The organism is Williamsia sp. SKLECPSW1, from assembly GCF_054332755.1.
The window spans coordinates 1,071,071-1,084,801 of the sequence record NZ_JBTGLI010000001.1 but is presented as its reverse complement, the minus strand read 5'-3'; the positions used below and the strand labels follow the sequence as shown (position 1 = coordinate 1,084,801).

The following is a 13,731-nucleotide window of genomic DNA, read 5'->3' as shown; positions in this document are numbered from 1 at the left end:
TCACGCCAGCGCGTCGTCGACGGCGTCGGAGAACCGTTGCAGCCCGGTCGTCATCTCGTCCTCGGTCACGACGAGCGCCGGGATGAGACGGACCACGTTGCCGAGCGGCCCGCACGTCAGCGTGAGCAGTTCGTGACCGATCGCCGCCTGCTGCACGGCCGCTGCCGCCGCCGCATCCGCGGCCGGAACGGCACCGGGGACAGAGGGATCGACGAACTCGACACCCCCCATGAGGCCCCGCCCGCGGACGTCGCCGATGCGGGGGTTGCGGGCCGCGATCTCCCGCAGTCCGGCGAGCATCTGGTCACCGCGCACGCGAGCGTTCTCGACGAGGTTCTCGTCGCGGATGACCGCGAGGGTCTCGACGCCGGCGGCCGCGGCGACCGCATTGCCGCCGTAGGTCCCGCCCTGCGAGCCCGGCCACGCCTTGCTCATCAGCTCGGTGGACGCGGCGATCGCGGAGATGGGGAAGCCCGAGGCGATGCCCTTGGCGGTGATGAGGATGTCCGGGACGACGCCCTCGGCGAACTGGTGGCCCCAGAACTTCCCGGTCCGACCGACGCCGGCCTGCACCTCGTCGACGATGAAGACGATGCCGTGCCGGTCGGCGCGCTCGCGCAGGCCCTGCAGGAAGGCAGGCGGGGTCGGCAGGTAGCCGCCGTCGCCGAGGACCGGCTCGATCAGCATCGCGGCGGTGTCGACCGGCGCCACGCGGGAGGCGAACAGGTAGTCCAGCTCGCGCAGGGCGAACTCCACGGCCGACGCCTCGTCCATCCCGTAGCGATAGGCGTACGGGAACGGCGCCATGTGGACGCCGCTCATCAGCGGGGAGAACCCGGCGGAGAACTTCGTCCCCGCGGTGGTGAGGCTCGCGGCGGCGACGGTCCGGCCGTGGAACCCGCCCTGGAACACGACGATGTTGGGTCGACCGGTGGCCATGCGGGCCAGTCGGATCGACGCCTCGACGGCCTCGGACCCGGAGTTGGCGTAGAAGACGGAGTCGAGTCCGTCGGGGAGTACCTCGCCGAGGGCGTCGGTGAGCGCGAGCAGCGGCTGATGCATCACCGTCGTGTACTGCGCGTGGATGATCTTGCCGCACTGCTCCTGTGCCGCGGCGACGACGCGGGGGTGGCAGTGACCGGTGCTGGTGACGCCGATACCGGTGGTGAAGTCGAGGTAGTCGTGGCCGTCGGTGCCGTGGATCCACGACCCTTTCGCGTGGTCGACGACGACGGGGGTGGCCTGTTTGAGCGCCGGACTCAACGTGGCGCGCGGCCGCTGCCCCGCAGCGTTCGTCGGGGCACTTGTCGAGGTGGAGCCAGAGGCCAACGTGGACGTCATGGGCACAGGGTGACCGCCCGATGGTCGGATTGTCAACAATTGGACCATCCGCCGGGTGCGGCGTCCGATCACCGCGATCCGCGGCCCGCTCTACGGTGGGCGCATGAGTGCCCGACCGGTGCGCCTGACCGTGCTCACCCGTGACGATCTGGACCCGCCGCACAATCTCGACGCCATCGCCGACCTCGCCGACGTGCGGCTCGCCACGGCCTCCACCCTGGCCGACGACCTGCGCGGAGCCGACGTCCTGCTGCTCTGGGACTACTTCTCCGCCGCACTGCGGGACGCGTGGTCGGGGGCCGATGCCCTGCGGTGGGTGCACGTGTGTGCGGCAGGTGTCGACGCGATGATGTTCGACGAACTGCGCGCCTCCGACGTCACCGTGACCAACGCCCGCGGTGTGTTCGACGGCCCGATCGCCGAGTTCGTCCTCGCCTCGATCCTCGCCCGTGACAAGCAGCTGCACCTCAGCCGGGCGCTGCAGCGGCGACACGAGTGGACGTGGCGGGAGACCCACCGGACGGCCGGGAGCACCGCACTCGTCGTCGGCACCGGCGGCATCGGGCGCGCCACGGCTCGCCTGCTCCGGGCGGCCGGACTGCACGTCACCGGCGCCGGACGCACCGCCCGCGACGACGACCCCGACTTCGGCACGGTCGTCGCCACCGACGACCTCGTCGAGCACGTCGGCGACGTCGACGCCCTCGTGCTCATCGCTCCTCTCACCGAACAGACCGCCGGTCTGGTCGACGCACGCGTCCTCGCCGCCATGAAGCCGACCGCCCACCTCGTCAACGTGGGGCGCGGCGCGCTGGTCGTCGAGAGCGACCTCGTCGACGCCCTGCGTGACGGGGTGATCGGCGCGGCCTCCCTCGATGTGGTCGAGACCGAACCCCTGCCCGACGACAGCCCGCTGTGGGACATGGACGACGTCGCGATCTCGCCGCACATGAGCGGCGACGTCGTCGGATGGCGCGACGAGCTCGCCGACCAGTTCCTCGAGCGACTGCGGTCGTACCTCGCCGGCGAGGAGCTCACCGGCGCCGTCGACAAGGAGCGCGGTTACGTGCACTGACGCTGTCGGGCGGGCGTCCGGCGCAGTTCACAGACGCATCTCAGGCTCGGCTCCTAGCCTCGGGAACCGAGCACGCCCGACGCGAACGAGGAGGTCGACGACATGCGCACACGCCTGCGTATGAAGACCTCGACATTCCTCTGCCTCGCAGGTCTGGTCGTCGCCGGACTCGGTCTCGCCTACTGCGTCCACCTCGGCGCACAGCGCGACGACTCCGAGGACTCGGAGACGTCCGCCGCGGCCCTCGAGTACCTCACCGCCAGCCCGTCCGAGAGCGCCGCCCCGGCCGCTCCGGGAGTGCCGCTCGCCACGGCCCCGGTGGAGGTCGCGCGGTCCAAGATGTTGCTCGGGACTGTCGACTCGGTCGGCGACTCCCACATCGTCCTGCAGATGAAGGACGGTCGGGTCCACACGATCGACCTGACCGAGGCCACCCACTACGAGTCGCCCCACACCGATTCGCCGGTCCCGGTGAAGGTCGGTGACCTCGTAGTGGTGCACGTGATGGTGACCGGCGACACCATGACCGCAGACCTCGTCGTCGACGGCCGTGTCCCCACACCGACCCCCTGACGGACGTGTCGTCCGCGCTCGCAGCCACCCGACACGACCCGCCGGATAGTCTGTAGCGCGATGACTGCCGTCTACTTCGTGATCGCGGCCCTCGCCGCCATCGGAGCCGCCGCCCTGCTGTGGCTCGATCGCCGCCGCATCGCGACCACACGGCGCGAGCGCGCCGTCTGGGGCGACGGCCACGGGTTCCGCTACGTCGCCGCCGAGGGCGACGGTGGGGAGAGCGAACCGCCCGTCCGCGAGCTGCTGCACCGCGCGACGATGGACCTCCCCGCCGACGCCGAGATCCGCGACCTCACCCACGGCCGCCACTACGGGGAGACCGCCGTCGTCTTCGACGTCGTCGACGTCGGGACCGTCGTCGCCGTCCGGCGGTCCTCCGAGTCGTCCGTCGTCATCGACGTGCGGCAGGAGAAGGTCCTCGCACCCGCCGAGGACGACGTGGAACTGCTCGGCGCGATGGGACGGCGGGTGATGTTCTCCACCCACCTCGACATCGCCCGCCGCGTCTGCGATCGCCGCATGGTGGCGCTGGCCACGAACGCGCCCGACTACATCGAGGTGCTGTGGAACGAGGGCCGGTGGTCGGCGGCCTCGATGCCGCTCACCAACGACCCCGAGCGCCTGGACACCGCGCTCGAGACGGTCCGACGGTTCACCGACCTGCTGCGGGTCCTCCCGCCGAGCTCCGAACTCGGCCCCCGGCCGGACCCGCGCGACCCGACGGCGCCCAGCGGGCGTGGCCGTCGCGGCCTGGCGGAGCCGAAGACGGAGTCGATCACCCGCGACCAGCTCCAGAACTCCCGCGCCGGCGCGCCGACACGCGAGCCGGAGCCCTCCGGGCCGCGCGCCGTGGCGCCGGCCCGCGACGTCCCGCCACCCCGCGCTCCCCGTCCGGGCCGGCCTGCCGGTCCCGAATCGGGTCCGCGGCCTGTCGGTCCTGACTCGGGTCCGCGGCCTGTCGGTCCTGACTCGGGTCCGCGGCCTGTCGAGGACGGTGCCCCGCGTCGGGGTGTTCAGCCGATGCCCGTGCGTCGTCGCGTCGACCGCCGCCCCGACATCGACCGCCGGCCCGACGAGGTCGACCGCCCGCGTGGTGAATGACACCCGCCCCCACCGAGAGGAACGGATGAGTCGAGAACGCCTGGCGGAGTTGGTGACCGACCTCGCCGTCGTCCACGGACGCGTCACCCTGTCCTCCGGCAAGGAGGCCGACTACTACGTCGACCTGCGCCGCGCGACCCTGCACCACGAGGCATCCCGTCTCATCGGCACCCTGATGCGCGAGCTGACCGCCGACTGGGAGTTCGACGCAGTCGGCGGACTGACGCTCGGGGCCGACCCCGTCGCCACCGCGATCATGCACGCCGACGGGCGTCCCATCGACTCGTTCGTGGTCCGCAAGGCGGCGAAAACTCATGGCATGCAACGCCAGATCGAGGGGCCGAGCATCGTCGGACGCCGGGTCCTGATCGTCGAGGACACCACCACCACGGGCAACTCGCCGCTCACCGCGGTGCGTGCCGCCCGCGACATCGGGGCCGAGGTGGTCGGGGTCGCGACGATCGTCGACCGCGCCACCGGTGCCGAGGACGTCATCGCCGCCGAGGGTATGCCCTACCGGTCGCTGCTCGGTCTCGCCGACCTGGGGCTGGCCTGAGCGGCTCAGACCTCTCCGATGGTCCGGGCGATCCCGTCGGCCCGACCGAATGGGTCACCGGCACATCCGAACCCGTCGGGGTCGGTCCCTGGTCGGACACGCACGACGAGCCGCCGCCCGACGACGACCGACTCGACCCCGAGCTGCTCGCCGACGGTGATCGGCGCAACGTCGTCGACCGCTACCGCTACTGGCGGCGCGAGGCGATCGTCGACGACCTCGACGTGCGCCGGCACGCCTTCCACGTGGCGATCGAGAACTTCACCCACGACGCCAACATCGGCACCGTCGTGCGCACGGCCAACGCGTTCGGTGCGGCGGCCGTCCACATCGTCGGCCGTCGTCGGTGGAACCGGCGTGGCGCCATGGTCACCGACCGCTATCAGCATCTCGAGCACCATCCGGACGTGGACACGCTCATCGCCTGGGCGCGTGAACGGGGACTGGCCGTGGTCGCCGTCGACAACACCCCCGGTGCACGCCGGCTCGAGACGGCCGACCTCCCGCGGGAGTGTGTCCTGCTGTTCGGTCAGGAGGGGCCCGGCGTCAGCGACGACGCCCACGCTCATGCGGACCTGACCGTCTCGATCGCGCAGTTCGGCTCCACCCGGAGCATCAACGCGGGCGTCGCGGCCGGTATAGCCATGCACGCCTGGATCCGGCAGCACGCCGATCTCGGTCAGGCGTGGTGACCCCGCGCCGCGACTGTGACCCCGCGCTGAGTGCGTCGCCCCGCACCGTGCACGACGCGGATCCGCGTGGCAGATGGGGTTCGGGGCGACCTCAGTCGCGCGGCAGTTCCGGCTCGGCGGCTTCCGGGACGCCGGCGGCAGCCGCGTTCGCCTTCTCGGCGCGACGACGCTTGTAGTACTCCCAGAAGATCGGGATGACCGACACGAGCACGATGAGGATGAAGATCGGCTCGATCAGCTTCTGGATGATCGCGAACTGGCCCAACCAGTAGCCGAGCAGCGTGATGCCGCAGCCCCAGACGATCGCGCCGATCACGTTGTAGGCGGTGAACAGGGCGAAGTTCATCCGCGCCGCGCCGGCGACGATGGGGGCCAGGGTGCGGACGATCGGGACGAACCGCGCCAGGAAGATGGTGACGGGCCCGCGACGCTCGAAGAACTCGTGCGCCTCGGCGAGGTACCGCTCCTTGAGGAAGCGGTTGCCCGGCTTGAACATCGTCGTCCCCGCGTAGCGCCCGATCCAGTAGCCGATCTGACCGCCGATGATCGCCGCGACAGGGATGAACACCAACAGTTGCCACAGCGAGGCGAAGCGGGCGACCTCGGCCGACTCTCCGGCGGCCACCAGACCGGCGACGAACAGCAGCGAGTCACCCGGCAGGACCGGGAACAGGACACCGGACTCGATGAGGATCACGGCGAGCAGGCCCACCAGTGCCCACGTGCCGAAGTACCCGAGCAGCGTGATCGGGTCCAGGAAGCCGGGCAGCAGGGCCTGGTTCACGGTGGTCGAGGCGGCCGCGTCGGCGAGGGCGCTGGAGGTCACGGGTACACACCCTAGACGGTTCGACCTGAGGAAACCCTGTGCGCGGGGCGCGCACACCCGTGCCAGCATGGTCGTCATGCCCGGCACCAATCTGACCCGTGACGAAGCCCGCGAGCGCGCCTCCGTCGTCTCCGATCCCGTCTACCGCGTCGAGCTCGACCTCACCCTCGACGCCCCCGAGTCCGGCCCGCATCGGTTCGGCTCGGTCACGACGCTGACGTTCTCCGCGACACCGGGCGCGTCGACGTTCGTCGATCTCGTCGACGCCGAGGTGGACAGCATCGTCCTGAACGGCACCGAGATCACGACCGACGCCTACGCCGACAACCGCATCGCGCTGACCGACCTGGCCGCCGACAACGAGCTGGAGGTGACCGCCCGCTGCGCCTACTCCCACTCCGGTGAGGGCCTCCACCGGTTCGTCGACCCCTCCGACGACCGCGTGTACCTCTACACGCAGTTCGAGGTGCCCGACGCCCGCCGTGTGTACGCCACCTTCGAGCAGCCCGACCTGAAGGCGACCTTCTCGTTCACGGTGACCGCGCCTGCGCACTGGCAGGTGGTGAGCAACTCCGCGACACCTGACCCCGACGTGATCGGCAACGGCAACGCCGTGTGGCGCTTCGACGAGACCAAGCGCATGTCGACCTACATCACCGCGCTCGTCGCCGGTGAGTACCACGTCGTGCGGGACGTCTACTCCGGTGAGTACGCCGACATCCCACTGGGCGTGTTCTCTCGGCAGTCCCTCGCCGAGCACCTCGACGCCGAGGAGATCCTCGCCGTCACCAAGCAGGGGTTCACGTTCTTCGAGAACGCCTTCGCCATGGGCTACCCGTTCGGCAAGTACGACCAGCTTTTCGTGCCCGAATACAACATGGGTGCGATGGAGAACGCCGGTGCGGTGACATTCCGTGACGAGATGATCTACCGCAGTCGGCAGACCCGCGCCGCCTACGAGCAGCGCGCGAACACGATCCTGCACGAGATGGCGCACATGTGGTTCGGCGACCTCGTCACCATGAAGTGGTGGGATGACCTGTGGCTCAACGAGTCCTTCGCGGAGTGGGCCGCCCACCACGCGTCGGCCGAGGCCACCGAGTTCACCGACGCCTGGACCGGATTCACCAACAACCGCAAGAACTGGGCGTACCGGCAGGACCAGTTGCCCTCGACGCACCCGATCGCCGCGGACAACTTCGACCTCCATGCGGTGGAGGCCAACTTCGACGGCATCACCTACGCCAAGGGCGCGTCGTCGTTGAAGCAGCTCGTCGCCTGGGTCGGCATCGACGACTTCCTGACCGGCCTGCGCGCGTACTTCACCCGGCATGCCTACGGCAACACCGAGCTGTCGGATCTGTTGCGCGAGTTGGAGACCGCGTCGGGACGGGAACTGGACGGCTGGTCGGCCGAGTGGCTGCAGACGACCGGCGTCAACACGTTGCGTGCCCGCTTCGACGTCGACGACGACGGGGTGTTCACGTCGTTCGCCGTGGACCAGTCGGCGCATCCGGACCATCCGACGCTGCGCCGGCACCGGATCGCCATCGGCCTCTACGACCTGGTCGACGGCGCCGTCGTGCGCACCGACCGCATCGAGACCGACGTCGAGGGCGAGAGCACCGACATCGCCGAGCTCGTCGGCCGGAAGCAGCCGGATCTGGTGCTGCTCAACGACGACGACCTCACCTACGCGAAGATCCGGCTCGACGAGCGCTCGCTCGCGACGCTCCTCGAGCACATCCATCACATCAGCGAGTCGCTGCCGCGTGCGCTGTGCTGGAGCGCGGCGTGGGACATGACCCGTGACGCGCAGCTGCCGGCCGCGCGATTCGTGGACCTGGTGCTGGCGGGCGTCGGGTCGGAGTCGGATCTGACCGCCGTCGCCTCGCTGCTGCGGCAGGCGCAGAGCGCGGTCAGCCTGTTCACGCCGGAGGGTGACATCGACGCGCTGCAGGCGCGGTGGGCGCAGGGTGTGCACGACCTCCTCCTCGCGGCGGAGCCGGGCAGCGACCACCAGCTGGCTCTGGCGCGGGGGTTCGCGGCTGCGGCGACGGAGGCGTCGGCTGTGCGGTCGCTCCTCGACGGCGGACTCGGCGGCCTCACCGTCGACCCCGATCTGCGCTGGACGTTCGTCGGGGCCCTGGCTCGCCTCGGCGACCTCACCGACGGTGAACTCGACGACGAACTGCAGCGTGACCCGACGAACTCCGGGGCCGAACGCGCGGCCGGTGTCCGTGCGATGCGTCCGACCGCCGAGGCCAAGGCCGACGCGTGGGAGAAGGCGGCGCTGGATCCGTCAACGCCGAACGAGACCCGCCGCGCCTACGCGGGAGGGTTCCAGATGGCGGGCCAGGCCGACGTGCTCGAGCCGTACGTCGAGAAGTACCTCGACCTCGCATCGACCGTGGTGCCCACGATGGGTGTGTGGATCGGTCGGATCGTGCTGGTCAGCATGTTCCCGCTGGCGAACCCGAGCCAGACGACCCTCGACAGGGTCGACGCGTGGCTCGCCGACACCTCCGCCGACGCGACCGCCCGGCGCTACGTCAGCGAGGGTCGTGACGACCTCGCCCGCGCACTCGCCGCCCGCGCCGCGGGGTGAGTCGTCTCGGCGCCGTTGTCGCCGAGATCCGCGTCGAGGAGTGGCGTGGTGGTCACCATGACCACGCCGGGTCGTGAGGATGCGGATTCAGACCACCGGGAGGCGACGCTCGCGATGAGCCGGAACGTCGTCCTGTCGGGATGTTCGGGTGGTGGCAAGTCCACGCTCCTCGCGAGCCTCCGAGCTCGCGGGTACCCCGTCGTCGAGGAGCCGGGCCGTCGGATCGTTCGCGAGCAACTCCTGACCGGTGGAACCGCGCTCCCGTGGCTCGACGGAGCCGAGTTCGCGCGTCGATGTGTCGCCTGCGCCTCCGACGATCTGGAGTCGACGTCGGACAGCCGCTGGACATTCTTCGACCGCGGTCTCGTCGATGCGGCGAGTGCGCTACGCCATTACGGCGGTACGACGGGGTGTGCGCGGGACCTGCTGACCCGATACCACCGTCAGGTGTTCCTCGTCCCACCCTGGGAGGAGTTGTTCAGCAACGACGCGGAACGACAGCTCGACTTCCACGATGCCGTCTCCGAGTACGACCGGCTGGTCGATGAGTACACGACGCTCGGCTATCAGTGCGTTGTGCTGCCTCGAGTCGGGGTGGACGACCGGGTCCGGTCGGTACTGCGGGCGCTGAACCTGCCTGTCGATTGACCTCGAGTGTGTCGACCCCGAGTCGGCGCCGTCGTCGCCGAGATCCGCGTCGAGGAGGGGCGTGGTGGTCACCATGACCACGCCGGGTCGTGAGGATGCGGATCTCGACCGCGTGCACCGGCACTGCGGAGTGGTCGTGACCCCGGGCCTCGGTAGTTGACATACTGGTCCCGACCAGCAGTCGGGGGCGGAGACCCCCTCCCCGCTGTTCACGGAATCGCCGACCGGTTGGAGGACCGTCACATGCCCATCGCCACCCCGGAGCAGTACGCGCAGATGCTCGACAGCGCCAAGAAGGGCGGCTACGCCTTCCCGGCCATCAACTGCACGTCGTCGGAGACGATCAACGCGGCGATCAAGGGTTTCGCCGACGCCGGGAGTGACGGCATCATCCAGTTCTCCACCGGTGGCGCGGAGTTCGGCTCGGGCCTCGGCGTGAAGGACATGGTGACCGGCGCCGTCGCGCTCGCCGAGTTCGCCCACGTCGTGGCCGAGAAGTACGACGTCTTCGTCGCGCTGCACACCGACCACTGCCCCAAGGACAAGCTCGACACCTACGTCCGCCCGCTGATCGCCATCAGCCAGGAGCGCGTCGACGCCGGCAAGAACCCGCTGTTCCAGTCGCACATGTGGGACGGCAGCGCGGTCCCGCTCGACGAGAACCTCGAGATCGCCAAGGATCTGCTGGCCAAGGCCGCGGCGGCGAACATCATCCTGGAGATCGAGATCGGTGTCGTCGGCGGCGAGGAGGACGGCGTCGAGAACGAGATCAACGACAAGCTCTTCACCACCGCGGAGGACTTCGAGAAGACCGTCGACGCGCTCGGCGCCGGCGACTCGGGCAGCCGCTACCTGCTGGCCGCCACGTTCGGCAACGTCCACGGCGTCTACAAGCCGGGCAACGTCAAGCTGCGTCCCGAGGTGCTCAAGACCGGCCAGGAGGTCGCCGTCCGCAAGCTCGGTGACGGCGCCGGCGACAAGCCCTTCGACTTCGTGTTCCACGGCGGCTCCGGCTCGCTGAAGAGCGAGATCGACGAGGCGCTCGGTTACGGCGTCATCAAGATGAACGTCGACACCGACACCCAGTACGCCTTCACCCGCCCGATCGCCGGCCACATGCTCGGCAACTACGACGGCGTGCTCAAGATCGACGGCGAGGTCGGCAACAAGAAGGTCTACGACCCGCGCAGCTACCTGAAGAAGGCCGAGGCGAACATGAGCGAGCGCGTCGTCGAGGCCTGCAACGACCTCAAGTCGGCCGGGAAGTCGATCGCGAACTAGTCCCTCGTCCCGGCCGGCGGGTTCCACCCATCGGCCGGGAACGGGTCACCCGGTGGGCCGGGTCCCTGCGGTCGAGGAACACACCTTCCACGTGCCGTCCTCCGACTGGAGCCGCAGCACGACGTTCGAGGTCTTCTCCGGCGAGCCGGTCAGCGCAGCGCTCATCTCGACGAGGGCGTTCGTGGGGTCCACCACCCGCGCCGCCGTCACAGCCTTCACCTGGATGAGCTGACCCGCAGTCTTCTGTGCCTGGTACTGCGCGGCGAACTGCGTCGGGTCGGTCGTGTCGAAGAACTGTTTGCGGTTGCCGCAGGTGATGTCACGCAGCGTCGTCAGGTCACCGTTCTCGAGCGCCATCGCGTACTTCTTGGCGGTGTCGGCGGCCCGATCGGCCTGGGGTTCGGCCGGCTTCCCACGGCTGGCGAGGACCGCGACCACGACGACGGCCACGGCGATCACGATGGCCGCGATCGAACTCACCCACAACAGCACCTTGCGGCGACGCGGACCCGCCGGCGACGACGACTCCGGCGCTGTGCCGGCGGTGACCGGCGGGATGTACTGCGGCGTGGCCTTCTCCGGCTCGGTCGCCTTCGGCGGGATCGAAGCCGGTTCGGCGCGGGCCGGTGTGGGTTCCGGCTCCGGCTGTGACTCCGGCTGCGACTCCGACGTCGGCTCGGGCGTCGGCTCCGGCTCCTCGGCGGCTGCCGCCACGGTGCTCTCGTCGTCCGCGTTCTCGTCGTCGGTGGTCTCTCCCGAGTCGTCCGCCTGTGGCGTCTCTTCACCGACCTCGGGCGTCTCGGTGTCGGCAGGGGTGTCGTCTGACGCGTCGTCGTCTGCTGCGGTGTCGTCGCCGTCGCCTGCGGTGTCGCCGGTCTCGGCGGTGTCGTCGGGGACGTCCTCGGCTGCCGTCTCGTCCGGCTCGGCCTCGGCTGTCTCCGGCTCGGTCGGCTCCGGCTCGGCGGTCTCTGATTCCTCGGGAACGTCCTCGGACGCTGTCTCGTCGGCCTCCGCCGTGTCACCCAGCGACTCGGTGTCGTCCGGCGACTCGGTGTCGTCCGGCGACTCGACGTCACCCGACGAGCCCGTGTCTTCCGACGGCTCCGTGCCCTCGGTCTCGGTCTCTGTCGATGTCGACTCGGGTTCGGACGGGGTCGCATCGGCGTCCGGTGCGGCGGCGGGTTCGGACGGCTCGGGGTCGGACTCCGGTCGCTGCGGCGACGCAGAAGCGTTCGCCGCGCCCTCGTCGGACGGGCTCGGTGTCGTCCTGCGGCGCCGCAGCGAGCGCGCCACGCGTCCGAGCGCGGAATCGCCGGCGTCGTCGGGATGCGACATCGTGTCTCGCCTTCGTTCGGTGTGGTGATCCCCGGTGCGTCCCCCGGCGCCCAGCCAGACTAACGAACTCCAGCTCCGGGTCCCGACGACGTCGTCGGCGACGTGCACAATGAGGCGGTGACGTCATTCGGAGACCTGCTCGGACCCCAACCGACCCTGCTGACCGGCGACGACGAGGCCGAGTCGGAGCTGTTGAACGGCACCGCCCCCGAGACCGTCGCCGCCGCGCACCCCACCGCGTCGATCGCCTGGGCGCAGCTGGCCGAGGACGCCCTCGCCGGCGGCGCGACCATCACCGCCTACGCGTACGCGCGGACCGGCTACCACCGCGGACTCGACCAGCTCCGTCGCCACGGGTGGAAGGGTTTCGGCCCGGTGCCGTGGAGCCACGAACCGAACCGCGGCTTCCTCCGCTGCGTCGGTGTCCTCGCCCGTGCGGCGCAGGCGATCGGCGAGCAGGACGAATACCTCCGGTGCCTCGACCTGCTGAACGACAGTGATCCGGCCGCGGCCGGCGAGCTCGGACTCGCCTGAGCCGGACCCCGCGACGCACTCGGCGTCGCGGGCGTCCCGTCGTGTGGACTCCGCCGCCGACTTCGTCCGGCGCCGCCACAACGCGCTTCCCGAACCGATCCGGACGCGGACCCGGCGGGTCTGGTACTCGCTGATACCGGTGGCCCAGTGCGCCATCGCCGCCGGTGCGTCGTGGGCGGTCGCAACCGACGTCATCGGCCACAAGCAGCCGTTCTTCGCGCCGATCGCCGCGGTCATCTCCCTCGGACTCTCCCTCGGCCAGCGGTGGCGGCGCGCGGTCGAGATGGTGGTCGGGGTGACCGTCGGCATCGGTGTCGGCGACCTGATCGTCAGCCTGATCGGCTCGGGGGCGTGGCAGATCTCGGTGGTCGTGGCGCTGGCGATGACCGTCGCTGTCGCCGTCGACCGCGGGCCGCTCGTCCCGCTCCAGGCCGGCAGCTCGGCGGTCCTGGTGGCGACTCTCTTGCCGCCCGGTGGCCCGGCCGGCGTCAACCGCATGATCGACGCGCTCGTCGGTGGCGTCATCGGAGTGGTGATCGTCGCGCTCATCCCCACCCACCCCGTCCTGCGGGCCCGCCGGGACGCGGCGTCGGTGCTGCACACGATGGCGCGCGTCGTCGACGGCATCGCCGACGGACTGCGCGCCCGTGACGTGGAGATGGTCTCCGACGCCCTGAGACGCGTGCGGTCGACGCAGGGCGCCATCGACACGATGCGATCGGACATGAACGGCGGCCGCGAGATCAGCCGGATCTCCCCGCTGTACTGGAACTCGCGCCGGCGTCTGAGTCGGTTGGAGGCGACCGCCGACCCCATCGACAACGCGGTCCGCAACCTGCGGGTGCTGGCTCGGCGCGCGGTGTCGGCGATCCAGGCCGACGAACCCGTGCGCGACGAGATCATCGAAGTGGTCGCCGATCTCGTCGGTGCGCTCGACATCCTGCGGTCCGTGCTCCTCGCCGACCCGGGGGAGTCGCCCGACGGCGCCGACGCGGCCCGGGTGTTACGCACCATCGCGCGCAAGGCGAAGCCGGAGTTGGTCGCCGGGGGAGGGCTGTCGGAGACGGTCGTCCTGGCACAGGTGCGCTCGATTGTCGTCGACCTGCTCATGGTCGCCGGCCTCAAGCGGGAGTCCGCGCTGGCCACGTTGCGCTGACG

The 13,731-nt window shown here is 70.4% G+C and carries 13 protein-coding genes; 10 read left to right on the top strand and 3 right to left on the bottom strand.

Going from position 1 to position 13,731, the window contains the following annotated elements; translation table 11 throughout:
• Nucleotides 1-1,341 (bottom strand): aspartate aminotransferase family protein, encoded by a 1,341-nt coding sequence (locus tag ACXVUM_RS04900; RefSeq protein WP_458520718.1) that lies wholly within the window; start codon nucleotides 1,339-1,341, stop codon nucleotides 1-3.
• Nucleotides 1,342-1,444: 103 nt separating this feature from the next.
• On the opposite strand from ACXVUM_RS04900, the gene ACXVUM_RS04895 reads away from it, so the two are divergent.
• The 5 genes from ACXVUM_RS04895 to ACXVUM_RS04875 all read left to right on the top strand — a co-directional run bounded on the left by ACXVUM_RS04895 (nucleotide 1,445) and on the right by ACXVUM_RS04875 (nucleotide 5,341).
• On the top strand, nucleotides 1,445-2,416 hold the full coding sequence (locus ACXVUM_RS04895) for a D-2-hydroxyacid dehydrogenase (protein ID WP_458520717.1): 972 nt from the start codon (nucleotides 1,445-1,447) through the stop codon (nucleotides 2,414-2,416).
• Nucleotides 2,417-2,518: 102 nt separating this feature from the next.
• The gene (locus ACXVUM_RS04890) at nucleotides 2,519-2,989 is read left to right on the top strand and encodes a hypothetical protein (RefSeq protein ID WP_458520716.1); all 471 of its coding nucleotides are present in this window, start codon (nucleotides 2,519-2,521) and stop codon (nucleotides 2,987-2,989) included.
• A gap of 60 nt (nucleotides 2,990-3,049) precedes the next feature.
• Nucleotides 3,050-4,093: a hypothetical protein gene (locus tag ACXVUM_RS04885; protein WP_458520715.1), complete on the top strand. Its 1,044-nt coding sequence runs from the start codon at nucleotides 3,050-3,052 to the stop codon at nucleotides 4,091-4,093.
• A 25-nt stretch (nucleotides 4,094-4,118) separates the two neighbouring features.
• The gene (pyrE, locus tag ACXVUM_RS04880; protein WP_458520714.1) at nucleotides 4,119-4,649 is read left to right on the top strand and encodes an orotate phosphoribosyltransferase; all 531 of its coding nucleotides are present in this window, start codon (nucleotides 4,119-4,121) and stop codon (nucleotides 4,647-4,649) included.
• Nucleotides 4,646-5,341, top strand: coding sequence for a TrmH family RNA methyltransferase (locus ACXVUM_RS04875; protein ID WP_458522784.1), 696 nt, complete (start codon nucleotides 4,646-4,648; stop codon nucleotides 5,339-5,341). Before pyrE ends, ACXVUM_RS04875 begins: the two co-directional genes overlap by 4 nt.
• Before the next feature lie 91 nt (nucleotides 5,342-5,432).
• On the opposite strand, the gene ACXVUM_RS04870 is transcribed toward ACXVUM_RS04875, so the two are convergent.
• On the bottom strand, nucleotides 5,433-6,167 hold the full coding sequence (locus ACXVUM_RS04870) for a DedA family protein (RefSeq protein WP_458520713.1): 735 nt from the start codon (nucleotides 6,165-6,167) through the stop codon (nucleotides 5,433-5,435).
• Nucleotides 6,168-6,243: 76 nt separating this feature from the next.
• Here ACXVUM_RS04870 and pepN point away from each other — a divergent pair, with 76 nt between their 5' ends.
• From pepN to fbaA, 3 genes are all read left to right on the top strand, one after another.
• A complete protein-coding gene (pepN, locus tag ACXVUM_RS04865; protein WP_458520712.1) occupies nucleotides 6,244-8,775 on the top strand; it encodes an aminopeptidase N in 2,532 nt (843 codons plus the stop codon).
• Between the two features lie 57 nt (nucleotides 8,776-8,832).
• Nucleotides 8,833-9,423: an AAA family ATPase gene (locus ACXVUM_RS04860; protein ID WP_458520711.1), complete on the top strand. Its 591-nt coding sequence runs from the start codon at nucleotides 8,833-8,835 to the stop codon at nucleotides 9,421-9,423.
• A gap of 243 nt (nucleotides 9,424-9,666) precedes the next feature.
• Nucleotides 9,667-10,704, top strand: coding sequence for a class II fructose-bisphosphate aldolase (gene fbaA, locus ACXVUM_RS04855; protein ID WP_458520710.1), 1,038 nt, complete (start codon nucleotides 9,667-9,669; stop codon nucleotides 10,702-10,704).
• Nucleotides 10,705-10,749: 45 nt separating this feature from the next.
• Here fbaA and ACXVUM_RS04850 read toward each other — a convergent pair whose 3' ends face one another.
• Complete coding sequence (locus ACXVUM_RS04850; RefSeq protein ID WP_458520709.1) at nucleotides 10,750-12,039, bottom strand: Rv0361 family membrane protein; 1,290 nt, start codon at nucleotides 12,037-12,039, stop codon at nucleotides 10,750-10,752.
• A gap of 117 nt (nucleotides 12,040-12,156) precedes the next feature.
• Between ACXVUM_RS04850 and ACXVUM_RS04845 the strand changes: the two genes are divergently transcribed.
• Both ACXVUM_RS04845 and ACXVUM_RS04840 read left to right on the top strand, forming a co-directional pair.
• Nucleotides 12,157-12,573, top strand: coding sequence for a DUF3151 domain-containing protein (locus ACXVUM_RS04845; RefSeq protein ID WP_458520708.1), 417 nt, complete (start codon nucleotides 12,157-12,159; stop codon nucleotides 12,571-12,573).
• A 43-nt stretch (nucleotides 12,574-12,616) separates the two neighbouring features.
• Nucleotides 12,617-13,729: an FUSC family protein gene (locus ACXVUM_RS04840; RefSeq protein ID WP_458520707.1), complete on the top strand. Its 1,113-nt coding sequence runs from the start codon at nucleotides 12,617-12,619 to the stop codon at nucleotides 13,727-13,729.
• Nucleotides 13,730-13,731 lie beyond the last annotated feature (2 nt).

Excerpts from the sequence above, each read along its gene's own strand:
- ACXVUM_RS04900 (WP_458520718.1), bottom strand. The coding sequence starts at position 1,341 with ATGACGTCCACGTTGGCCTCTGGCTCCACCTCGACAAGTGCCCCGACG.
- ACXVUM_RS04895 (WP_458520717.1), top strand. The coding sequence starts at position 1,445 with ATGAGTGCCCGACCGGTGCGCCTGACCGTGCTCACCCGTGACGATCTG.
- ACXVUM_RS04890 (WP_458520716.1), top strand. The coding sequence starts at position 2,519 with ATGCGCACACGCCTGCGTATGAAGACCTCGACATTCCTCTGCCTCGCA.
- ACXVUM_RS04885 (WP_458520715.1), top strand. The coding sequence starts at position 3,050 with ATGACTGCCGTCTACTTCGTGATCGCGGCCCTCGCCGCCATCGGAGCC.
- pyrE (WP_458520714.1), top strand. The coding sequence starts at position 4,119 with ATGAGTCGAGAACGCCTGGCGGAGTTGGTGACCGACCTCGCCGTCGTC.
- pepN (WP_458520712.1), top strand. The coding sequence starts at position 6,244 with ATGCCCGGCACCAATCTGACCCGTGACGAAGCCCGCGAGCGCGCCTCC.
- ACXVUM_RS04860 (WP_458520711.1), top strand. The coding sequence starts at position 8,833 with ATGACCACGCCGGGTCGTGAGGATGCGGATTCAGACCACCGGGAGGCG.
- fbaA (WP_458520710.1), top strand. The coding sequence starts at position 9,667 with ATGCCCATCGCCACCCCGGAGCAGTACGCGCAGATGCTCGACAGCGCC.
- ACXVUM_RS04850 (WP_458520709.1), bottom strand. The coding sequence starts at position 12,039 with ATGTCGCATCCCGACGACGCCGGCGATTCCGCGCTCGGACGCGTGGCG.